General features: G+C 61.0%; 25 protein-coding genes. 19 read left to right on the forward strand and 6 right to left on the reverse strand.

The genetic code is table 11. The annotated features are described in order from the left end of the window. Window positions 1–149: 149 nt before the first annotated feature. Together AC1DKH_RS04205 and AC1DKH_RS04210 are read left to right on the forward strand one after the other, a co-directional pair. Window positions 150–332, forward strand: a complete 183-nt coding sequence (locus AC1DKH_RS04205) for a hypothetical protein (protein WP_477797513.1) — start codon at window positions 150–152, stop codon at window positions 330–332. 117 nt (window positions 333–449) lie between these two features. After that, window positions 450–821, forward strand: a complete 372-nt coding sequence (locus AC1DKH_RS04210; protein WP_477797514.1) for a fe2+ zn2+ uptake regulation protein — start codon at window positions 450–452, stop codon at window positions 819–821. Between the two features lie 8 nt (window positions 822–829). On the opposite strand, the gene AC1DKH_RS04215 is transcribed toward AC1DKH_RS04210, so the two are convergent. Further along, complete coding sequence (locus AC1DKH_RS04215) at window positions 830–1018, reverse strand: hypothetical protein (RefSeq protein WP_477760646.1); 189 nt, start codon at window positions 1016–1018, stop codon at window positions 830–832. Window positions 1019–1174: 156 nt separating this feature from the next. Between AC1DKH_RS04215 and AC1DKH_RS04220 the strand changes: the two genes are divergently transcribed. Next, the gene (locus AC1DKH_RS04220) at window positions 1175–1312 is read left to right on the forward strand and encodes a hypothetical protein (protein ID WP_477797515.1); all 138 of its coding nucleotides are present in this window, start codon (window positions 1175–1177) and stop codon (window positions 1310–1312) included. 7 nt (window positions 1313–1319) lie between these two features. Here the strand turns inward: AC1DKH_RS04220 and AC1DKH_RS04225 are convergent, their stop codons facing one another. Beyond that, window positions 1320–2243 (reverse strand): LysR family transcriptional regulator, encoded by a 924-nt coding sequence (locus tag AC1DKH_RS04225; protein WP_477797516.1) that lies wholly within the window; start codon window positions 2241–2243, stop codon window positions 1320–1322. Window positions 2244–2360: 117 nt separating this feature from the next. Between AC1DKH_RS04225 and AC1DKH_RS04230 the strand changes: the two genes are divergently transcribed. Continuing rightward, complete coding sequence (locus AC1DKH_RS04230) at window positions 2361–3356, forward strand: aldo/keto reductase (RefSeq protein WP_477762010.1); 996 nt, start codon at window positions 2361–2363, stop codon at window positions 3354–3356. Between the two features lie 47 nt (window positions 3357–3403). Here AC1DKH_RS04230 and AC1DKH_RS04235 read toward each other — a convergent pair whose 3' ends face one another. After that, on the reverse strand, window positions 3404–3934 hold the full coding sequence (locus AC1DKH_RS04235) for a hypothetical protein (RefSeq protein ID WP_477756235.1): 531 nt from the start codon (window positions 3932–3934) through the stop codon (window positions 3404–3406). A 385-nt stretch (window positions 3935–4319) separates the two neighbouring features. Here AC1DKH_RS04235 and AC1DKH_RS04240 point away from each other — a divergent pair, with 385 nt between their 5' ends. The 7 genes from AC1DKH_RS04240 to AC1DKH_RS04270 all read left to right on the forward strand — a co-directional run bounded on the left by AC1DKH_RS04240 (window position 4320) and on the right by AC1DKH_RS04270 (window position 9416). Further along, on the forward strand, window positions 4320–4766 hold the full coding sequence (locus AC1DKH_RS04240; protein WP_477762011.1) for a DUF411 domain-containing protein: 447 nt from the start codon (window positions 4320–4322) through the stop codon (window positions 4764–4766). Continuing rightward, complete coding sequence (locus AC1DKH_RS04245) at window positions 4766–5200, forward strand: YqaA family protein (protein ID WP_477756237.1); 435 nt, start codon at window positions 4766–4768, stop codon at window positions 5198–5200. Before AC1DKH_RS04240 ends, AC1DKH_RS04245 begins: the two co-directional genes overlap by 1 nt. 83 nt (window positions 5201–5283) lie before the next feature. After that, window positions 5284–6309, forward strand: a complete 1026-nt coding sequence (locus tag AC1DKH_RS04250; protein ID WP_477797517.1) for an alpha/beta fold hydrolase — start codon at window positions 5284–5286, stop codon at window positions 6307–6309. A 13-nt stretch (window positions 6310–6322) separates the two neighbouring features. Continuing rightward, entirely contained in the window at window positions 6323–7276 is a 954-nt protein-coding gene (locus AC1DKH_RS04255) for a D-2-hydroxyacid dehydrogenase family protein (protein ID WP_477797518.1), read from the forward strand. Between the two features lie 287 nt (window positions 7277–7563). After that, window positions 7564–8106: a tetratricopeptide repeat protein gene (locus tag AC1DKH_RS04260; RefSeq protein ID WP_477797519.1), complete on the forward strand. Its 543-nt coding sequence runs from the start codon at window positions 7564–7566 to the stop codon at window positions 8104–8106. Between the two features lie 66 nt (window positions 8107–8172). Beyond that, window positions 8173–8655, forward strand: a complete 483-nt coding sequence (locus AC1DKH_RS04265; RefSeq protein ID WP_477762336.1) for an RNA polymerase sigma factor — start codon at window positions 8173–8175, stop codon at window positions 8653–8655. Next, window positions 8655–9416 carry an anti-sigma factor gene (locus tag AC1DKH_RS04270; RefSeq protein ID WP_477797520.1) on the forward strand — a complete coding sequence of 254 codons (762 nt, stop codon included), beginning with the start codon at window positions 8655–8657 and terminating at the stop codon, window positions 9414–9416. Before AC1DKH_RS04265 ends, AC1DKH_RS04270 begins: the two co-directional genes overlap by 1 nt. A gap of 45 nt (window positions 9417–9461) precedes the next feature. Here AC1DKH_RS04270 and AC1DKH_RS04275 read toward each other — a convergent pair whose 3' ends face one another. From AC1DKH_RS04275 to AC1DKH_RS04285, 3 genes are all read right to left on the reverse strand, one after another. After that, window positions 9462–9737, reverse strand: a complete 276-nt coding sequence (locus tag AC1DKH_RS04275) for a hypothetical protein (RefSeq protein WP_477797521.1) — start codon at window positions 9735–9737, stop codon at window positions 9462–9464. A 110-nt stretch (window positions 9738–9847) separates the two neighbouring features. After that, entirely contained in the window at window positions 9848–11149 is a 1302-nt protein-coding gene (locus tag AC1DKH_RS04280) for an ATP-binding protein (protein ID WP_477797522.1), read from the reverse strand. 4 nt (window positions 11150–11153) lie between these two features. Beyond that, entirely contained in the window at window positions 11154–11855 is a 702-nt protein-coding gene (locus AC1DKH_RS04285) for a response regulator (protein WP_007970971.1), read from the reverse strand. A gap of 293 nt (window positions 11856–12148) precedes the next feature. Here AC1DKH_RS04285 and AC1DKH_RS04290 point away from each other — a divergent pair, with 293 nt between their 5' ends. The 8 genes from AC1DKH_RS04290 to AC1DKH_RS04325 all read left to right on the forward strand — a co-directional run bounded on the left by AC1DKH_RS04290 (window position 12149) and on the right by AC1DKH_RS04325 (window position 21910). Further along, the gene (locus AC1DKH_RS04290) at window positions 12149–13306 is read left to right on the forward strand and encodes an efflux RND transporter periplasmic adaptor subunit (RefSeq protein WP_477797523.1); all 1158 of its coding nucleotides are present in this window, start codon (window positions 12149–12151) and stop codon (window positions 13304–13306) included. Between the two features lie 15 nt (window positions 13307–13321). Next, a complete protein-coding gene (locus AC1DKH_RS04295) occupies window positions 13322–16420 on the forward strand; it encodes a multidrug efflux RND transporter permease subunit (protein ID WP_477797524.1) in 3099 nt (1032 codons plus the stop codon). Between the two features lie 180 nt (window positions 16421–16600). Continuing rightward, the gene (locus AC1DKH_RS04300) at window positions 16601–17242 is read left to right on the forward strand and encodes a DUF1345 domain-containing protein (RefSeq protein WP_477797525.1); all 642 of its coding nucleotides are present in this window, start codon (window positions 16601–16603) and stop codon (window positions 17240–17242) included. Window positions 17243–17318: 76 nt separating this feature from the next. Then, window positions 17319–18158, forward strand: a complete 840-nt coding sequence (locus AC1DKH_RS04305; protein WP_477762022.1) for an AraC family transcriptional regulator — start codon at window positions 17319–17321, stop codon at window positions 18156–18158. A gap of 52 nt (window positions 18159–18210) precedes the next feature. Beyond that, complete coding sequence (locus AC1DKH_RS04310; protein WP_477797526.1) at window positions 18211–18819, forward strand: LysE family translocator; 609 nt, start codon at window positions 18211–18213, stop codon at window positions 18817–18819. A 140-nt stretch (window positions 18820–18959) separates the two neighbouring features. Continuing rightward, a complete protein-coding gene (locus tag AC1DKH_RS04315) occupies window positions 18960–19985 on the forward strand; it encodes a LacI family DNA-binding transcriptional regulator (protein WP_477797527.1) in 1026 nt (341 codons plus the stop codon). A gap of 163 nt (window positions 19986–20148) precedes the next feature. Then, window positions 20149–20931 carry a sugar phosphate isomerase/epimerase family protein gene (locus AC1DKH_RS04320; protein ID WP_477754676.1) on the forward strand — a complete coding sequence of 261 codons (783 nt, stop codon included), beginning with the start codon at window positions 20149–20151 and terminating at the stop codon, window positions 20929–20931. Next, window positions 20924–21910 carry a sugar kinase gene (locus tag AC1DKH_RS04325; protein ID WP_477797528.1) on the forward strand — a complete coding sequence of 329 codons (987 nt, stop codon included), beginning with the start codon at window positions 20924–20926 and terminating at the stop codon, window positions 21908–21910. Before AC1DKH_RS04320 ends, AC1DKH_RS04325 begins: the two co-directional genes overlap by 8 nt. Window positions 21911–21999: the final 89 nt, after the last annotated feature.

A 21999-nucleotide genomic window follows, 5' to 3' on the forward strand; every position in this document is an offset into this window, starting at 1 on the left:
TTGCGCAGTGGGCCCACGGAGCAGGACCGGAGCGAGGGCATGCCGAGCCACAGCGAGGCACCGAATGTAAGGGGCAAAGCGCTTTGGTTACTTTGCGCCGGGCCGCGCAGGCTTTTCGAAAGTGACCCGCCGTCAGGGCGGAACCCTAAGTGGCCGTTACCGCAGCAATGAATATGTACACCAGGAAGAAAATGGTCGGCCGTAAGGTCGCCATCGCTGGCAAGTCGGATCGCCGCACCGCAGCGTCTACAGGTATCGGTATTCCCCGGGATTGCGTGAAGAACCAAAATTTAGGGTTTTACCGCACATCGGCGCGCGGACTGACAGGTTGATCACGTGATGGTGACAAATTTTCTACATTTGAGCCTTCATGATTTGCGCTGCTCATGCGTCTAGTCTTGCAAGAGCGTCCACTTTTTCCTGATCAGGCTCTGAAAAGGAGTTTTGCAATGTACAACTCGCAACTGCCAATGGACGGTAGCAATGCGCCAAAGGGTACTTCCATGGGAGTCGGCGTATTCGAGCCGCGTACCGATCGTCACCGCAACGAACGGATCAGGATCCTGCTCAAAAGCTTTGGCCTGCGCACCAGCCTGATCCGCCTGAAAGTCATCGATGCCCTGCTGACGGCCGCCGAAAGCGACCGCAGCCTTGGCGTGCGCGGCGTGCACAGCCAATTGCTGGACCTGGACATTCCCTTGTCGTTTCTCAGCGTGCGTGAAGTGCTCAAGCGCTTGTGCAGCGAAGGCGTGATTGTCCTCAATCCCGACAAAAGCTACAGCCTGCATCCCCAGGCTGCTGCCATTCTGCGCAACCAGTGATTGAATGATCAGGGCTTGACCTTGCGGCGCATCACGCCATTGACGACCACCACGACCACCGCCACGCCTATGGCGATGTACTGGAACATTTTTTCGCTGATGACGCCGGTGTTCTGCAACCAGGAAAGGCCAAACATGATCCCCAGCACCACCAGGGAGATCAGAATCGAGTATTTCAAACGTTGCGACTGAGTCATTGCGGGTTCCTGAATCTGAAAATGTATCCGGTTTGTATCGATACGCATGCCAAGTGCCTACCCTGTTTCGGGGATAAACAACTACAAGCGGGGTCTCATGTTACAGCCGATGAAGAGTTTTAGCTTCATAACGGCAATAACCATGAGGACTTTCACATGTTGCGTCGAATCACATTGCTGATGCCTCTGCTGGCCATCCTGAGCTTGAGCGGTTGCATTGTTTTCCCCCACGGGGGCCGGCACCACGATCACCACTACGATCATGGCGGACCGGGTTACTACCAACATCGTTAACAGCTATTCAACCTCCTGAATCCTTTCGATAGAAGTCATTGCCGGGCTGGGCACACAGCTCAACCAGCCAATCGACAAACACACGTACCCGCCGGGATAACTGGCGGTGCGGCGGATAAAGCGCCGTCATCGGCATGCCCGGCGGCGGCACTTCCCCAAGCACTTCACGCAATCGCCCCTCCTGCAGTTGCCGGGCGACGTGATAGTACGGCGTCTGCACCAGCCCATATCCGGCCTCGCACGCTGCCAGATAACCATCGGCACTGTTGACCGCCACCTGCTTGGGCAGATCGACCGACTGCACCTGGCCATCCACGACAAACTCCAGCCCATAGCGTTTTGCGTTGCCGGAGATGTACTCGACCATCCGGTGCCCGTCCAGGTCGTTCAAAGTATGGGGCGTTCCGTGCCGCTGCAGGTAGTCAGGACTGGCACAGGTCACCTGATCCATCATCACCAGCGGCCGTGCCACCAGCGAATCGTCCAGCGGCGAGCCTGCGCGCAACACACAATCGACACCTTCGCGAATCAGGTCCACCGGCCGGTCATTCAAACCTATTTCCAGCTCGATCAAGGGATAGCGGGCCGTGAATTGCGGCAGCGCCGGAATCACCACCAGGCGCCCCACTCCCGCCGGCATGTCCACCCGCAACAAGCCCTTTGGATTGTGGCGCGCCGCGCTGAACACCGCTTCGGTCTCTTCAAGATCCGCCAGCAAGCGCACGCAACGCGGGTAATAGGCCGCACCGTCGAGAGTCAGGCTGATCTGCCGCGTGGTGCGTTGCAGCAGTTGCACCCCCAGATGTGCCTCCAGTTGCTTGATCAGGATGGTCACCGAGGCCCGGGGCAATTGCAGGCTGTCGGCGGCCTTGGCAAAGCCACCGAGTTCGACGATTCGGGTAAAGACGCGCATGGCGTTGAAACGGTCCATTGCTGGTTCCACCGGCAGATTGTTTAGATTTAACGAACAGTGATAGCCGTTTTAGCCGGTTTATCTTGTTTCTGTCGAGGCGAACAATAGCGACTCACTTCACAGGGAGCTGATTTCATGCACACACGTCAATTGGGAAAAAACGGTCCGCAGGTGTCGGCCATCGGCCTGGGCTGCATGGGCATGACCGACTTCTACACCACCGGCACGGACACCCGCGAAGCCACGGCCACCCTGCATCGCGCGTTGGAACTGGGCGTCAACCTGCTCGATACCGCCGATATGTACGGCCCGCACACCAATGAAGAACTGATTGGCAAAGCCATTGCCGGCAAGCGCGATCAGGTGTTCCTGGCCAGCAAGTTCGGTATCGTCCGCGATCCGGCCAACCCCACCGCCCGGGGCGTCAACGGTCGGCCGGAATACATTCGCCAGTCCGTCGACGGCAGCTTGAAACGTCTCGGCGTGGACACTCTGGACCTGTATTACCAACACCGAATCGACCCGCAGGTGGCCATCGAAGAAACCGTCGGCGCCATGGCCGAACTGGTCAGTGCCGGCAAGGTGCGTTATCTGGGATTGAGCGAGGCATCGGTGGCGACCCTGGAACGGGCGCACAAGGTTCATCCGATCAGTGCGTTGCAAAGTGAATATTCATTGTGGAGCCGTGACCAGGAAGAAAACGGTTGCCTGGCGGCCTGCCAGCGTCTGGGCGTCGCCTTTGTGCCTTATAGCCCGTTGGGCCGAGGGTTTCTGACCGGCGCATTGAAAAGCCCGGATGATTTCGCGGCGGACGACTACCGTCGCTTCAGCCCGCGCTTCCAGGGCGAAAACTTCACGAAAAACCTGCTACTGGTGCAGCAAGTGCAGGCGCTGGCGGCGGAAAAAGGCGTGACGGCGGGCCAACTGGCGCTGGCATGGGTGCTGGCCCAAGGCGACTACCTGATTCCGATTCCGGGCACCAAACAACGTAAATACCTGGAAGAAAACGTGGCCGCATTGCAGGTGACGCTAAGCGCCGAAGAACTGCAAGCGCTGGAGGCGGTCTTTGCAGCGAATGCCACCGCAGGCCTGCGTTATCCGGAAGAAGTCATGAAACTGCTCGACCGCTAAGGGTTGCCGGCCCGCTCGATGAACCGGGCGGGCCGGGCAACATGGCGTCAGGCCTCTTCCGAGAGAACACTGCCGGGCCTCACCATGGGGCCGTTGTTCTTGCCGTAGGTTTCCAGGTTTTGCAGCACGTAGATCGCTTTTTTGAACTCGGGAACCAGGTAGTTGGCGTACTTGTTACCCTTCAGATTGTTGTTCTGGATATTCTCCAGTTGCGTGGCGAAATATTCCAGCGCATTGAACTTCGCGTCAGGGTCCTTGATACCAAACCGGTCGAACTTGTCACCGGCATTGCTCAGCGTGACCGCCGTCACATCACTGATCAGGCCACGTTCTTTCAGAAAGACACTGAGACTGCCCATGGACTTGACTGAAATATCAGTGGGGTCAAAACCCTTCATCTGCTTGCGCAATTTCATCTTGTCCATCTTGACTGTATCCAGCTCCACTGGATTGTTGCCCACCAGGTCAAGCATCTGCCTGACCTTGACGCTCTGGGGAACAGGCTTTGATCTGCTGGCGGTATCTCGAACCAACAGGCCCGCTTTCGCAGTCCAGGCGCCGGTATAACCGATAGTCATTGAAAACTCCTTGCTTGACCAAGTTAGGAGGTCAGGAGTATCGGCCGGAGCACTTGAGGCCACCAAACTTTAATTCGGAGTTTTAACAATTCTTGTACAATTCAGATACATGCTGTAAAACTTCTTGTTTATTGGGTATTAGCATCTTGAAGAATGATCCTTCAGACTTTTCTTACATGGCAACTAGTTGGTTTTCATCAACACCGATACTTACCCTCGGCATTTCAACCTGACGATTTTGTAATGCGCCCCTCATCTGCCTGACAGCGATGATCTACCATCATCTAACAGCGGATCTTTGTAGCAATTAGAAACACTCCTTGAATACCCGACCAATAAAAATGGTCAAAATGCGTTTTTTTGCCCGTTAGCCGAGACGAATTCCATGCGAAACCCTCTGCGTCTGATCGCCCTGAGCGCCCTGTTCATGTCCTCCCTGGCCCAGGCCGCCGACCTCATCCCGATCGAGGTTCATCGCGACGCCAACTGTGGCTGCTGCAAAAAATGGATCACTCATCTGCAGGCCAATGGCTTCAAGGTCGAAGACCACGTCGAAGCCAACATGAGTGAGTTCAAGCAACAGCACGGTGTGCCGCCGCGCCTGGCGTCGTGCCACACCGCGTTGATCAACGGCAAATTCGTCGAAGGTCATGTCCCGGCCGACCAGGTCCTGGCCCTGAGCAAGCGCGACGATCTGCTGGGCGTCGCCGCCCCCGGCATGCCCATGGGTTCGCCCGGCATGGAAATGGACGGCATGAGCGATGCCTATCAGGTCATTGGCCTGAAAAAGGATGGCACTGACGTGGTGGTTGCGGATTACCCCGCCCATTGATGTCCAGCGCGTACCTCGGGCTGTTTTTCGCGGCATTCGGTGCCGCCACGCTGCTGCCGTTGCAATCCGAAGCCGTGCTGGTGGGACTGTTGCTCAGCGATCGGTATTGGCTCTGGGCACTGCTGGCAGTGGCAACGTGCGGCAACGTTCTGGGGTCGCTGCTTAACTGGTGGCTGGGGCGCGGGATCGAGCGGTTCCGCGACCGGCGCTGGTTTCCGGTAGGCCCCCGACACCTGGAAAAAGCCCGGCTGCATTACCAACGCTACGGCCATTGGTCATTGCTGCTCAGTTGGCTGCCGGTGATCGGCGATCCGCTGACGCTGGTTGCCGGGGTCATGCGCGAACCGCTGGGGCGCTTCCTGCTGATCGTGACCCTGGCCAAAGGCGCCCGCTACGGCGTGCTGGCCATGGCGACATTGTACTGGATGGGTTGAACCATCAAGGGCAGCGATTGCCTGTGTTTAATGTCGCCCTAATCGAGTCGACCCAGCATGCGGATTTTCTATGGAGCGCTCCCATGTCACGCCCTCTCTCCCGCTGGTTACCCGGCCTGCTGCTGACCGCCACCCTGCCCATCATCGCCCACGCCGAAGGACCGGCATACGGCCCCCAATTGCAAGGTTTCGACTACCCCTACACCCTCAAGCACTTCGCCTTTGAATCCCAGGGCCAATCCCTGCAAATGGGTTACATGGACGTCGCCGCCCACGGCAAGGCCAATGGTCGCAGCGTGGTGCTGATGCACGGCAAGAATTTCTGCGGTGCCACCTGGGACAGCTCGATCAAAGCCCTCAGCGACGCCGGTTATCGAGTCATCGCCCCGGACCAGATCGGCTTCTGCACCTCCAGCAAACCGGCGCACTATCAGTACAGCTTCCAGCAACTGGCGACGAACACCCAGCAATTGCTCAAGGCCCTGGGCATCCAGAAAGCCACCCTGCTGGGGCACTCCACCGGCGGCATGCTCGCCACCCGCTATGCCTTGCAATACCCCGAACAGGTCGAGCAACTGGCGCTGGTCAACCCCATCGGCCTGGAAGACTGGAAAGCCCTCGGTGTGCCCTATCGCACCGTTGACCAATGGTACGAACGCGAACTCAAACTCAGCGCCGACGGGATCCGCACCTACGAGCGCAACACCTATTACGGTGGCCGCTGGAAGCCGGAATTCGATCGCTGGGTCGACATGCTCGCCGGCCTGAACAAAGGCCCGGGGCATATGCAAGTCGCGTGGAACTCGGCGCTGATCTACGACATGATCTTCACCCAACCGGTGTACTACGAATTCAAGGACCTGAAAGTGCCGACCCTGCTGTTGATCGGAACGTCCGACACTACCGCCATCGGCAGTGATATCGCCTCCCCCGAAATCAAGGCGAAGCTCGGGCACTACGAGGTCCTCGGCAAACAGGTGGCCAAGCTGATTCCCCAGTCCACGCTGGTCGAATTCCCTGGCATGGGCCACGCGCCACAGATGGAAGAACCGGCACAATTCCACCAGGCCCTGCTCGCCTGGCTGAACAAGACCAACCCCGTGCGTTGAAGAGGAAAGGCTGATGCCTGTGCAGATTGCAGTGCTTGATGATTGGCAGGATGTGGCGCGGGATGTGGTGGACTGGTCGGCGCTGGACAGCGTCGGCCAGGTGAGTTTTCTCCATGATTACCCCTCCGATAACCCAGCCCTGGCCGAGCGCCTCGCCGGGTTCGAGGTGATCTGCGTGATGCGCGAGCGCACCCGTTTCGATGAAGACCTGCTGCGCCGCCTGCCGAAGCTCAAACTGCTGGTGACCGGCGGCATGCGCAACGCCGCCCTGGACCTGAAAGCCGCCACCGCGCTGGGCATTCAGGTCAGCGGCACCGACAGCTACAAACACGCCGCGCCGGAACTGACCTGGGCGCTGATCATGGCCGCAACCCGCAATCTGGTGGTCGAAGCCAATGCCCTGCGTACCGGCCAATGGCAACAAGGCCTGGGTGGCGACCTGCATGGCAAGACGCTGGCCATCCTCGGCCTGGGCAGCATCGGCCAGCGCGTCGCGCAGTTCGGTCAGGTGTTCGGCATGCGCGTCATCGCCTGGAGTGAAAACCTCACCGCCGAACGTGCGGCGCAGGTCGGTGTGACCTATGTCAGCAAGCAGGAACTGTTCGAACAGGCCGATGTGCTGTCGGTGCACCTGGTGCTCAGCGAGCGCAGTCGGGGCCTGGTGGACGCGCAAGCACTGAGCTGGATGAAGCCCACGGCGCTGCTGGTGAACACCGCTCGCGGACCGATTGTCGATGAAGCGGCACTGATCAAGGCGCTGCAGAAACAACGGCTGGCCGGTGCCGCTCTGGACGTCTTCGAGCAGGAGCCGCTCCCTGCGCACCATCCGTTCCGGACCCTGGACAACGTGCTGGCAACACCTCATGTCGGGTACGTGAGCCAACAGAACTATCAGCTGTTTTTCTCGCAAATGATCGAGGACATTCAAGCCTGGGCGGCGGGCACACCGATTCGTCCGCTGGGTTGATAGCTCGTCACCATGCTTCGTTGGAGCACCGCCCAGATCTTGTATTCGACGAAATTCCTATGTGGGAGCGAGCCTGCGCCCCGATATGAGCTTTCCTTGAAAACAACGCAAGATCGCAGTGAATAATTGTTCATGCTGCGGTGTTCTCATGACATCAACCATGAGCATGAGATTGCCGGGGCAGTCAGGCCCCTTCAATTGTTCAAGCCGTTGGCTGGCTCAACCTTGCGCTGCCTCTGGCGGGGCGCGACCTGATCTGAAACGCCTGAACCTGTGGAGCAAAGCCCATGAATATTCGTTTTGCCGTTCTGATGACCCCGCTGTTGCTGACCGTTGCGTTGTCCGGCTCCCTCGCCCTGGCCAACGGTGGAGGCGGCGGTGACGACATGCCCACCAGACCCACCTGCCCGAAAGGTCAAGTGCTGGATACCCGATCGAATCGGTGCGTCAGGCAGACCAGCAACCTGCTGCCGGACGAAGACCGCACCAACTATGCCTGGCAACTGGCCAAGGACGGACGTTACGAAGAGGCCCTGGCCCTGCTCGACACGCTGAAACAGCCAAATACAGCAAAAGCACTGAACTATCGCGGCTACGCCACGCGTAAACTGGGACGCACCGACGAAGGCATCGGCTATTACCTGCAATCGGTGAAGCTCGACCCGCAATACGCGCAAGTCCGCGAATACCTCGGCGAGGCCTATGTGATCAAAGGCCGGCTGGATCTCGCGCAGGAACAACTGCAGCAGATCAAATCCATTTGCGGCAGCACTCAATGCGAGGAGTACCAGGACCTGGCCGAAGCCATCAACGACTCATCGAAAACATGAAAACCTGAGCGGACGGAGGTCGCCATCGCCAGCGATCAGACAATACGAACGGAACTGAACCAGCATCTGGCGCGTTTATGGCGCTACGGCCTGCTGTTGTCCCGTCAACGGCATGTTGCCGATGACCTGGTGCAGGCCACCTGCGTGCGGGCGTTGGAGCGGGCCGGGCAATTCGTGGCGGGAACGCGCATGGACCGCTGGCTGCTGAGCATTCTGCATTCGATCTGGCTCAACGAAATCCGCGCCCAGCGGGTGCGTCAGGGTCAGGGTCAAGTGGATGCCGATGAGGCCTTGTCGTTCGATGGTGAATCCGTGGCCCAGACCCATGTGTTGGCGGCACAGGTCATCCGTCGCGTCGATGCGTTGCCCGAGACCCAGCGCGAAACAGTGTTTCTCGCCTACGTCGAGGGCTTGTCCTACCGCGAAGTCGCCGACGTGCTGCAAGTGCCCATCGGCACGGTGATGAGTCGCCTGGCCGCCGCTCGGGCGAAATTGGCCGAATATCCACCGTTGCATACGGTGCCGCACCCTTACCGAGGAGAACATTGATGAGCGCGAGAACCTCGGACGAACAACTGGTGGCTTACCTCGACAACCAACTCGATGCCGAGCAGCGCTCGCACATCGACGCGGCCATCATCGCCGACCCGATGCTCGGCCTGCGCCTGCAATGGCTGGATCGCAGCAGCCTGCCGTTCAAGGACGCCTACGATGAATTGGCCCGGCAGGCGCCGGTGGATCGTCTGCAAGCCATGCTCGCGACGCTGTCCTCGCCCGTCCGCCCCGGGCTCAACCGGCGCTGGTTCCTTGCCGCCGCGGCCGCACTGTTGGCCGGCGGCGTGCTGGCGGACCGGTTGTTCCTCGGCTGGCAAGCGAGCCAGCAGACCCACAACTGGCGCGGCCTGGTGGCCGATTACATGGCGCTCTACGTGCCGGAAACCCTGGATCATTTACCCGCTGATGAAGCCGCGCAACGGGCACAACTGCGGACCATCGATGCGCGTCTGGGCCTGGACCTCGCGCCGGCAAAACTGAGCCTGCCCCGTGCCGAGTTCAAGCGCGCGCAAATCCTCGAGTACGACGGTGTGCCCATCGCCCAGATCACCTACCTCGATCCGGCGCACGGCCCCATGGCGCTGTGCGTCACCCGCTCCAACAGCGGCAGCCGCCATTTCGCCCGGGAACAGCGGCGCGAGCTGAACATCGTGTATTGGGCTGACATGGAACACGCCTGGATGCTGATCGGGCATCAACCGATGACGGATCTGGAGGAGATGGCGAAGTTGTTGCGCAGTCGGTTGAGCGCTTGAAGCACAGACAATGGCTTGCGGGATCGAAAAAGACCCCGCAAGCCATCAAATTGTCCAGAAATCGACGCCCGCCCTCTCAAGGTCGTATGCCCTCGGCAGCTCTCCGTCAGCCCCCTTCGTCATCGTATATTTCACTGCGTCGCCAACAAGAAAACAGGCGCGACCCTCTGCGGTGATGTTGGGTCCAATCCTGATCGCCAATCTGCTATAGCCGCCATCGGGCAGGACCATCGCGAATTTTGTCGACACACTCTCGACTTTGACGTCCCGGATTGCACTGATCGTGCCTCGCCCGCTGATTCTTATTGTTGGCGCGTTCATTCTTCTCCTCCAGCCTGCCACCTTCTCTTGAGGTCGCAGACCAATGAAACGCGCAAGTGCAGCGTCTTGCTACTGTCAAAGCTGACAGAAGAAGCTACCGCTTGTCGCAATCAGGCCGAAGCCGGCAACCACAACCGAAACCGCGCCCCGCCCAGGGGCGAGGCTTCCACCGTCAGCGTGCCGCCCTGGGCCTCCAGCGCGCGGCGGCTGATCGCCAGTCCCAGTCCGAAACCACCCGTGGCGCGGTCGCGGCTGCGGTCGAGGCGGTAGAACGGTTCGAAAATCCGTTCGCGCTCGTCATCCGGAATACCGATGCCGTCATCGTCGACCCAGATTTCACAGCCGCCGACATACACCTGAACACCGATCTGGATACGCTTCTCGCAGTAGCGCATGGCGTTGCGCAGCAGGTTTTGCAGGGCGCGAGCGGTCAGGCGCGGGTCCAGGCTGAAGCGTTCGAGCTGGCCGTGCAGCAGCACGTCGATGACGATTTCCGGGGACTCCAGTTCTTCGTCGACGCTGCCCAGAATGCTGTCGATGAATTCATCCAGCGACACCTCGACCTGCTCTGGTAGCCGCGCCGGGTTCTGCAGGCGACTGTAGGACAGCAACTCCAGCACCAACTCATCAAGCTCACGAATGTGTGCCACCAGGCTTTGCAGGCGCTCGCGGCTGGCCGCTGGCAAGTCGTCGGACAGCGCCAGCGCCAGGCCGAAATCCAGGCGCGTCAGGGGCGTGCGCAACTCGTGGGATACCGCATTGAGCAAATCCCGCTGCTGGTTGAGCAGGTTCTCGATGTCGCCGGCCATGGTGTCGAACACTGTGGCCAGGCTGCCGATGTTGGAGCTCGGGGAGATTTGCGTGCGCTCGCTCAGGTGCCCCTTGCCAAAGCGTTCGGCCGTGCCCTTGAGGCGCTCCAGATCACGCCAGTGCGGGCGCAACCACAACAACAGGCAAGCGAGCATGGTCGCGCCGATCAGGACGTTGATGCTCCAGTACAACAGGTTGACGTCCAGTGGATCGGGCGGCACGACCATTTGCACCACGGTGCGCTCATTCAGCGGCGCGACCGCCAGCGTGCGCCAGCCCCAGTCGCCGACGCGTACGACGTTCTCGCCGCGCTGCAAACGCTGCTGTTCATCAGGCGTCAGGCTGCTGTCGTCATTGCTGCTGAGCACGATGTGCAGCGGATTGAAGTCCTTGTCCATTTCAGCGGCCAGGGCCGGCCACTGCTCGGCCGGGGCTGCGTGAAACTGTTTGACGATCAGCGTTTGCAACCCGCGGGAGTAATCGAGGTTGTAGGTGACAAAGCGCTCGTGGAACACCTTGACCACCAGATCCGGCACCAGATAGATCGCCGCGCTGAACGAGACGATGGTCACCAGGTACAAACGAAAGAGGATTCTGAACATCGGCTCAGCATTCCCATTCGGAACGGCTGAACAGGTACCCCTTGCCCCACACGGTCTTGATCTTGCGCGCCTCGCCGGCGTGGTCGTCGAATTTGCGCCGCAGCTTGGAAATCGCCACATCCACCGAACGGTCGGTGCCGTTGAACTCGATGCCGCGCAGGCGTTGCAGGATCTGGTCGCGGCTCAACACCTCACCGGCATGCCGGGCCAGCACCACCAGCAGGTTGTACTCACCGCTGGACAGGTCCACCAATTGCTCGCGCCAGGTCACGGTGCGTTCAGACAAATCGATGCACAGGTTGCCCATCAGAATGCGGTCGTTGGCGGTCTGCGGCTCGCTGAGGCTGCTGCGGCGCAACAAGGTCCGCACCCGGGCCAGCAGCACCCGCGGCTCGCACGGCTTGGTCACGTAGTCGTCGGCGCCCATTTCCAGGCCCAGGACCTGGTCGTGGCTGTCGTCGCGGGCGGTGAGCATCAGGATCGGCAAGGTTGCCGAATCGGCGCGCAGCAGGCGGCAGACTTGCAAGCCGTCAAGGCCGGGCAGCATCAGGTCGAGGATCACCAGGTCCGGCGGATTGAGCCGCGCACGTTCGCGCACATGGTCACCGCGACCGATCACGCTGACGGAATAACCGTTGCGTTCCAGGTAGCTGGCAATCAGCTCGGCGAGGGCGGTGTCGTCTTCGACCAGGAGGATATTGGGCATGGGGTGTTTCCAGAAAGTGCTTTGGCGCCAGATACGCCGCCATCGCGAGCAAGCTCGCTCCCACAGTGGCCGGTGGTGTTCACAACATTTGTGTTCACATCAAATCCCTGTGGGAGCGAGCTTGCTCGCGATAGCAATCTATCTGGCGCAATAGAAATCAAGGACTGAAGGATATACGCCCTCACGCACACCTGAGTAAAACCCTTACACAATTTCACACAGCACCAACAAAGCTTCACCGCTACCCTCGCCTGCGCCCAGTAGGATGCTGGGAGTCTTTATTGGGGTATTACATGTCGAAGAATCTGCTTGCCAGGCTCAGCCTGATTGCACTGGCGTTGACACTGGCCGCGTGTGACAAGGCCTCGAATGCCGAGGAACAGGCGCCGCTGGCCACGGTTCGCATCGAGACCATCGAAGCGCAGCCACTGACCATCAGCAGCGAACTGAGCGGGCGGATTGCCGCACCTCGCATGGCCGAAGTGCGTGCCCGCGTGGCCGGCGTGGTCTTGCAGCGGACCTTCCGTGAAGGCAGTGATGTGAAACAAGGCGATGTTTTGTTTCGTATCGACCCGGCGCCGTTCAAGGCTGACCTGGACAGCGCCGAAGCGGCGTGGCGCAAGGCCGAAGCCAACGCGTTCCAGGCCAGATTGCAGGAGCAGCGCTACGCCCAGTTGATCGACGACAAGGCCATCAGCGGTCAGGACTACGACAACGCCCGGGCCAACGCCCGGCAGACCGCCGCCGACGTCGCCGCCAATAAAGCCGCCGTGGAGCGGGCGAAACTCAACCTCGGGTATGCCACCGTCACCGCGCCGATTTCCGGGCGTATCGGTCGCGCGCTGGTCACCGAAGGCGCGCTGGTCGGGCAGAACGAAACCACGCCGCTGGCGCTGATTCAGCAACTGAACCCGATTCACGCCGACCTGACCCAGTCCACCCGTGAACTCAACGAGCTGCGCCGCGCCTTCCGTTCCGGCCAGTTGCAGCAGGTCGGCCAGGACCAGGCCAAGGCCACGCTGATTCAGGATGACGGCAGCCTCTACCCGCTGCCGGGCAAAATGCTGTTCAGCGACATCAGCGTCGACCCGGGCACCGGCCAGATCATCCTGCGCAGCGAGTTCCCCAACCCCGACCTTGACTTGCTGCCGGGCAGTTTCGTGCGCGTGCGCCTGGAACAAGCGGTCAACCGGCAGGGCATCAGCGTGCCGCAACGGGCCATCCAGCGCGACAGCGCCGGCATCGCCCAGGTGCTGCTGCTCGACGGCGAACAGCGGGTCGGCCAGCAACCGGTCGAACTGGGCGCAGTGCAGAACGATCGCTGGATCGTCACCAGCGGCCTGAAAGCAGGCGACCGCATCGTCATCGAGGGCCTGCAGCACGCCCGCGTCGGCGAGAAAGTGCAGATCGACGACACCCCTCTTCCACTTGCCCAGGTGACTGGTCAGTAAGCAGGACGCTTTTTTATGCCGCAGTTCTTTATCGACCGCCCGGTGTTCGCCTGGGTGGTTGCCCTGTTCATCCTGTTGGCCGGTGCGCTGGCCATTCCACAACTGCCGGTGGCGCAATACCCCGATGTCGCGCCGCCACAAATCGAAATCTACGCGGTGTACCCGGGCGCTTCGGCGCAAACCGTGGACGAGAGCGTGGTCAGCCTGATCGAGGAAGAGCTCAACGGCGCCGATCACCTGCTGTATTTCGAATCCCAGAGCAGCCTCGGCAGCGCGACCATCAAGGCCACCTTCCAGCCGGGCACCCACCCGGAATTGGCTCAGGTCGATGTGCAGAACCGCCTGAAAGCCGTGGAGTCACGCCTACCGCAAGCGGTGATCCAGCAAGGTTTGCAGGTGGAGAAAGTCTCCTCCGGTTTCCTGCTGTTGATCACCCTCACCTCCAGCGACGGCAAACTCGACGACGTGGCGCTCAGCGATTACCTGGCGCGCAACGTGATGAACGAGGTCAAGCGTCTGGACGGCGTCGGCAAGGCGCAGCTGTACGGCGCCGAACGGGCGATGCGGATCTGGATCGACCCGCAGAAACTGCTCGCCTTCAACCTGACACCGGCGGACGTCAACACCGCCATCGTCGCGCAAAACGCCCAGGTGTCGGCGGGCAGCATCGGCGATCTGCCGACCCGCACCACCCAGGAAATCACCGCAACCATTCTGGTCAAGGGTCAGTTGTCGACCCCCGAAGAGTTTGCCGACATCGTCCTCAAGGCCAATGCGGACGGCTCGACCGTGCGCATCAGCGATGTGGCGCGGGTCGAGATCGGTAGCCAGGAATATCAGTTTTCCACGCGCCTGAACGGCAAGCCGTCCACCGCCGTCGCCGTGCAGTTGTCGCCCGGTGCCAACGCCCTGAACACCGCGACCCTGGTGCGGGCGAAGATGGATGAGCTGTCGCGCTACTTCCCGGCGAACGTCGAATACAAGATCCCGTACGACACCTCGCCCTTCGTCAAAGTCTCGATCACCAAGGTCGTCTACACCCTCGGCGAGGCGATGTTGCTGGTGTTCGCGGTGATGTTCCTGTTCCTGCAAAACATCCGCTACACACTGATTCCGACGTTGGTAGTGCCGGTGGCGCTGATGGGCACCTTTGCAACGATGCTGGCGCTTGGATTTTCGATCAACGTGCTGACCATGTTCGGCATGGTGCTGGCCATCGGCATTCTGGTGGACGATGCCATCGTGGTGGTGGAGAACGTCGAGCGGATCATGGCCACCGAGGGCTTGTCACCCAAGGAAGCCACGCGCAAGGCCATGCGGCAGATCACCGGGGCCATCATCGGCATCACCCTGGTGCTGGTCGCGGTGTTCATTCCGATGGCGTTCATGCAGGGCTCGGTCGGAGTGATCTACCAGCAGTTCTCGCTGTCGATGGCCACGTCCATCCTGTTCTCGGCGTTCCTCGCCCTGACCTTGACCCCGGCCCTGTGCGCGACGTTGCTCAAGCCGATTGCCAAAGGCGAACACCACGAAAAGACCGGCTTCTTTGGCTGGTTCAACCGCCGCTTCGAGCAACTGACCGAACGCTATCAGGGCTGGGTGGCCTACGCGTTGAAACGCACCGGGCGCTACCTGCTGATCTACGGCGTGCTGCTGATCGGTCTGGGCTTGGCCTTCAGTCGCTTGCCCTCCTCGTTCCTGCCGGTGGAAGACCAGGGTTACACCATCACCGACATCCAGTTGCCACCGGGCGCGAGCAAGAACCGCACGGTACAGGTGGCCGAACAGGTTGAAGCGCACAACGCCGGGGAACAGGGCATTCGTGACAGCGTGGTGATTCTCGGATTCAGCTTCTCCGGCAGCGGGCAGAATGCGGCGCTGGCGTTCAGCACGCTCAAAGACTGGTCCGAGCGTGGCAGCGACGATTCGGCCAGCTCGATTGCCGACCGGGCCAACGTCGCCCTCAGCCAGATCAAGGACGCGGTGACATTTGCCGTACTGCCACCGCCGGTGGATGGCCTGGGTACATCCAGCGGATTCGAATTTCGCCTGCAGGATCGCGGCGGCCTCGGTCATGAGAAGTTGATGAAGGCTCGCACCGACCTACTCGCGGCGGCCGAAAAAAGCCCGATTCTGATGAACGTGCGCGAAAGCGCCCTGGCCGAGGCACCGCAGGTGCAACTGATCGTCGACCGCAAGCAGGCCAACGCGCTGGGTGTGTCCTTTGCCGACGTCGGCAATGTGCTGTCCACGGCCGTGGGCTCGGCCTACATCAACGACTTTCCCAATCAGGGGCGGATGCAACGCGTCGTGGTGCAGGCCGAGGGCGACCAGCGCAGTCAGGTGGCTGACCTGCTGAAGATTCACGTGCGTAACACCCACGAAAAAATGGTGCCGTTGTCGGCCTTCGTGCAGGCCAAGTGGACTCAGGGCCCGGCGCAGTTGACCCGCTACAACGGCTACCCGGCGATCAGCATTTCCGGTGAACCGACCCCGGGCCACAGCACCGGTGAGGCCATGGCCGAGATCGAGCGGCTGGTGGCACAAGGTCCGGCGGGCCTGGGCCAGGAATGGACCGGGTTGTCGTTGCAGGAACGGTTGTCCGGCAGCCAGGCACCGATCCTGCTTGGGCTGTCGCTGTTGATCGTGTTCCTGTGCCTGGCGGCGTTGTACGAGAGCTGGTCGATCCCGACCTCGGTGCTGCTGGTGGTGCCGCTGGGTGTGCTCGGCGCGGTGCTGGCGGTAACCTTGCGCGGGATGCCCAACGATGTGTTCTTCAAGGTCGGGCTGATCACCATCATCGGCCTGTCGGCAAAGAACGCGATCCTGATCATCGAGTTCGCCAAGAGCCTGTACGACGAAGGCCACGACCTGATCGATGCAACCCTGCAAGCGGCACGCCTGCGGTTGCGGCCGATTGTCATGACCTCACTGGCGTTCATTCTTGGCGTGGTGCCGCTGGCGTTGGCTACCGGCGCCAGTTCGGCGAGCCAGCAAGCCATCGGCACCGGGGTGATCGGCGGGATGATCACGGCGACCCTGGCCGTGGTGTTCGTGCCGGTGTTTTTTGTGGTGGTGATGAAGTTGGTGCGCAAGCGACATAAAACTACCTGACCCAACACCAGTCCCTGTGGGAGCGAGCTTGCTCGCGATGGCGCCTTGTCAGTCGATGACTGTGTTGACTGTCAGTCCGCTATCGCGAGCAAGCTCGCTCCCACAGGGGGGGCTCGGTGATTTCAAGATTGGGGTCACCTGGGCTAAGGTGTTGGCAAAGCCCCAACCCGTCGAGCCTCCATGATCTTCCTCGCGCGCACCCACCCTCGCCTGTCCGCCGCCATCCTGCTTGGCATCGCGGTGGGCTTTCTGGCTCCGGCCGATTCGCCAATCAGCAAGATCCTCATCGGCTGGAATGCCGGCGTCTGGATCTACCTGCTGCTGATGTTCTGGCTCACCGTGCGTTCGAAAGCGCCTGATGTGAAACGCATCGCCGAAATCGAAGACGAAAACGCCGGGCTGGTGCTCGCGCTGGTATGCATTGCGGCACTGGCCAGCCTGGCGACCATCACCTTCGAACTGGCCGGCAGCAAAGACCTGGAAACCACGCGCAAGCTGATGCATTACGGTTTCACCGCCCTGACCGTCATCGGTTCATGGCTGCTGATCGGGGTCATCTTCAGCCTGCATTACGCCAGGCTGTATTACATCTGGGACGGCAAGGAACCGGCGCTGCGTTTTGCCGAAGGGCTGACGACCCCCAACTACTGGGACTTCCTGTACTTCTCGTTCACCATCGGCGTGGCGGTGCAAACCTCGGATGTCGGCGTCGCCACCCGGGGCATGCGCAAGATCGTGCTGGCGCAGTCGTTGATCGGTTTTCTGTTCAATACCGCCATTCTCGGGTTCACGATCAACATCGCCGCCGGCCTGTTCGGCTGATGACTGCACAAACGTTCTAGGCATGACCCTCGGCCGAGGCGTTAAATAGCCCGGCAAACCGTTTCGCAGGTACCCCATGAGCGCTCACAACTGGATCGACCTGGCCCAGGATGCCGACACCGGCATCGAGACCCTGCGCGCGCATTTCGAAGGCCACGCCTACGACCCGCACTGGCACGACAGCTATCTGGTGGGCGTCACCGAGCAAGGGGTCCAGCAATTCAATTGCCGACGGGCCAGGCACCAGAGCACGCCGGGCAAGGTGTTTCTGCTCGAGCCCGGTGACATCCATGACGGTGAAGCGCCGACCGCCGACGGTTTCACCTATCGCATGCTGTACCTCGACCCGCAGTGGTTGCAGCGCGAACTCAGCGCCGTGTTCGACCATGCCCCCGACAACAGCCAGCTGAGCTTCGCCGCCACCCTGGCCAGCGATGCGCGCCTGGCCCAGGCCACCAGCCTGGCGTTTGAAACCCTGCATCGCGGTGAACTGAAGATCGTCCGCCAGTCCGCCCTCGACGGTTTGCTCGAACGCCTGACCAGCCATTTGCACTGGCGCGCCCGCGATGGCCAGGACCCGCGTCTGCCGCGAGTGGCACAGAAAGCCCGGGAATACCTGCATGCCAACGCGCAATACGACATCGGCCTCGATCAACTGGCCGCCGTCACAGGCGTCGATCGCTTTCGCCTGACCCGCGCGTTCAAGGCTGCCTATGGCATGGCGCCCCACGCGTATCTGGTGCAACTGCGCCTGGCCACCGCCCGCCGCCTGCTGGCCCGTGGCGAACAACCGGCGGCGGTGGCAATGGCGCTGGGCTTTGCCGATCAGAGCCATCTGGGGCGCTGGTTCATGCGCGCCTACGGCCTGACGCCGGCGCTGTACCGCAAGCGCTGCTCAAATCTTCCAGACAGATAAGCCCGGGATTGTGAAGATCGACTTCACTGATCTTCACCGGAGTTAGCCCGCGATGCTGCCCTCGTTCCCGACTTTGTTGCCTTTCCTGCTGTTTGCCTTCGTAGCCTCGATCACCCCCGGCCCGACCAATATTCTGGTGCTGAGCAACAGCGCTCGATACGGGTGGGTCGCGGCTGTGCCGATCATCGTCGGCGCCTGTGCCAGCGCGGCGACCCTTGTGTGGCTGGTGGGTACGGGGGTCGGGTCATCATTGACTGCGTGGCCCGAGGTGCAAAACGTCATGCAATGGGCCGGTGTGGCGTGGCTGAGCTATCTGGCCTGGCAGATTTACAGCGCCCCGACAACGGCCATTGCCGCCAGCCATAGCCAGGCGCGCCTCGGATGGAGGGGGGCCGCCAGCCTGCAACTGATCAACCCGAAAACCTGGATGATGGCGCTGGCGGTGGTCAGTGTATTTGCCGGGGCTGGCGATCATCACGCCGTGCAAGTGATGTATTTGTCGCTGGTGTTTTTTCTGGTTTCCCTGCCATGCCTCGCGGTCTGGGCGCTGCTCGGTGCCGGTTCAAGCCGCTGGTTGCGCTCACCCCGTGCCATGCAACGCTTCAATCGCTGCATGGGCCTGTTATTGCTGGGTTCTGCGTGGTTGAGCGTGTTGGCCTGAGCGCCACTTGTCGGTGATTGTTCGACAAAAAACCATCCGGGGCTTGACGGCGAATTGACTTTTGGTGTCTTCTGAAACCGGTTTCAGTGCGATCTCACGAAGCACTCGACCTTATAAATCCAATAAGAAGGTTTCAGACCGTGAATGATTTCTCCGCCGCCCAGCGCAGCCGCGTGACCATGCTCGACGTGGCCGAACACGCCAAGGTCTCCAAGGCCAGCGTTTCGCGGTTCATTGGCGATGATCGCGCTCTGCTCTCCGATGCCATTGCCCAGCGCATCGAACAGGCAATTGCCGAACTCGGCTATCGCCCGAACCAGATGGCCCGCGGCCTGAAACGCGGACGCACCCGCCTGATTGGCATGCTGGTGGCCGACATCCGCAACCCTTATTCAATTGCCGTGATGCACGGGGTGGAAACCGCCTGCCGTCAGCACGGCTATAGCCTGGTGGTGTGCAACACCGACCGCGACGACGAGCAGGAGCGCCAGCACCTGGCCCTGCTGCGCTCGTACAACATCGAAGGCCTGATCGTGAACACCCTCGGTCATCACCGTGATCAATTGCACGAACTGCACCGGGAAATGCCCCTGGTACTGGTGGATCGCAAGGTCGAGCACCTCGAAAGCGATATGGTCGGGCTGAACAACCCTGCGGCGGTCGAGATGGCCCTCGCCCATCTTCAAGAGCGCGGTTATCGCGATGTGTGGCTGGTCACCGAGCCGTTCGACGGCACCAGTTCGCGAATCGAGCGGGTCACCAGCTTCAAGGCGCAAATAGAGCAACGCCCGGCGCTTCGCGGCACGCACATCGAAACCGGCAGCGAACTGACCGCCCAACTGAAAACCTTCCTCGACACGCCTGGCCCCGGCCCGAAAGCGCTGTTCTGCGCCAACGGGATCGCGGCGTTGGCCAGCACCCATGCGTTGCGTGAACTCCAGTGCAACCTGTTCGATGATGTGGGGTTGATCGCCCTCGATGACCTGGATTGGTACCCGTTGGTGGGCAGCGGCATTACCGCCCTCGCTCAGCCGACCACCGAGATGGGCGCCAGCGCGTTTGAGTGTCTGCTCAAGCGGCTGCGCGGGGATGACGGGGCGGTGCGGACTCTGGATTTTTCGGCGCGGCTGGTTGTTAGAGGGTCGACCCTTGGAAATTTTCGTTGAATGTTCCGGCGCCATCGCGAGCAGGCTCGCTCCTACAATGGGCCTGTATTCACAAATCTACTGTAGGAGCGGGCTTGCCCGCGAAGGGGCCCCGAAGAACAGCACAAATTCACAGCCATTTTTTTTGAACAAAAATGAAACCGGTTTCAGAGGTATAAAAACAATGAACAGACCAGCCGTTTCCATCAGCCTTTCCAGCTACGGTGCCGACCTTGTGCGTCAACGCGGCCAAGGCAGCTTCATCGAGATTCTCGCCGCCGCCGGCGCCACGCGCATTGAGTGGCGTGAAGAATTACTGACCATCGAGGACCCCGCTCAACTGGCCGATGCCACTCAAGCAGAAGGCCTGCAGAGCGTGTATTCATCACCAATGGAGCTATGGCTGGCCGGGCAATCCAGGCCCAACCCCGAACTGATCACGGCCCTGCAACGCGCCCAGGCGTTCGGCGCCAAATGGCTGAAAGTGTCGTTGGGCTATTTCACCGACAACAGCGATCTGCAAACCCTCGCCCGGGTGCTGGGCGAGAGCGCCGTGCAGTTGCTGGTGGAAAACGACCAGACCCTGCACGGCGGCCGCATTGAACCCTTCCAGCGTTTTTTCGCGGACGTCGAGCAGCACGAGCTGCCGATCAAAATGACCTTCGATATCGGCAATTGGCACTGGCAGGACCAGTCCGCCGCCAGCGCCGCGCGGTTGCTCGGTCGTCACGTCGGTTATGTGCACTGCAAAGCGGTCACGCGTCGTGCCGACGGCAAACTGGTGGCCATCGCGCCCGCCGTCAGTGACTTGCAACAGTGGGAACACCTGCTGCAGCACATGGCCCAGGGCGTTATGCGGGCCGCGGAATATCCGCTGCAAGGCGATGACCTGGTGCAACTGACCACCGAGCACGTCGCTGCCCTCGCCCACCTCGGCCAATCGCAGCTGGAGAGTGCTCATGTCTGAGATCGATATTCTGTCCTTCGGCGAGACCATGGCGATGTTCGTCGCCGAGCAGGCGGGTGATCTGGCCAGCGTCGGCGCTTTTCACAAACGCATTGCCGGGGCTGACAGCAATGTCGCCATTGGCCTTTCCCGACTGGGCTTCAACGTGGCATGGCTGAGCCGTGTCGGTGCCGACTCGCTGGGCCGGTTCGTGGTCGACACCCTGGAAAAACAAGGCCTGGATTGCCGCCACGTCGATATCGACACCGCCCACCCGACCGGTTTTCAACTCAAGTCCCGCACCGACGATGGCAGCGATCCGGTGGTCGAGTACTTCCGCCGTGGTTCGGCGGCCAGTCACCTGTCGCCGCACTCGATCGTGCCCCAATTGCTCAAGGCCCGACACCTGCACGCCACCGGCATTCCCCCGGCGCTGTCGGAGTCGGCGCGGCAGATGTCGTTCGAATTGATGACCCGCATGCGCGAGGCCGGGTGCAGTGTGTCCTTCGACCCGAACCTGCGCCCGAGCCTGTGGGCCAGCGAGCAACAAATGATCACCGAGATCAACCGCCTCGCTGCCCTCGCCCATTGGGTGCTGCCGGGGTTGAGCGAAGGTCGCTTGCTGACCGGTTTCGAAGATCCGGCCGACATCGCCGCCTTCTACCTTGACCAAGGCGCCGAAGCTGTGGCGATCAAACTTGGCCCGCACGGTGCTTACTACCGCACACAATTTGATCAAGGTTTCGTGGCTGGGGTGCCGGTGGAAACTGTGGTCGATACGGTGGGTGCCGGCGATGGGTTTGCCGTCGGCATGATCAGCGCGCTGTTGGAAAACCAAAGCGTTGTCGAGGCCGTGCAACGCGCCAACTGGATTGGCAGCCGTGCGGTGCAGAGCCGGGGGGATATGGAGGGGTTGCCTACCCGATCCGAAATGGTCAGCGAATTTGAGGCCGCCATCGCGAGCAAGCTCGCTCCCACAGGGGATATGTGTCGAACCTAGATCAAATGTAGGAGCGAGCCTGCTCGCGATGAGGCCCGCACAGTCACTGAAGATCTGAAACCGTTACCTGCTGCGACAAAAACAACAAG

The sequence above is a fragment of the Pseudomonas sp. 05L36 genome, from assembly GCF_056398125.1.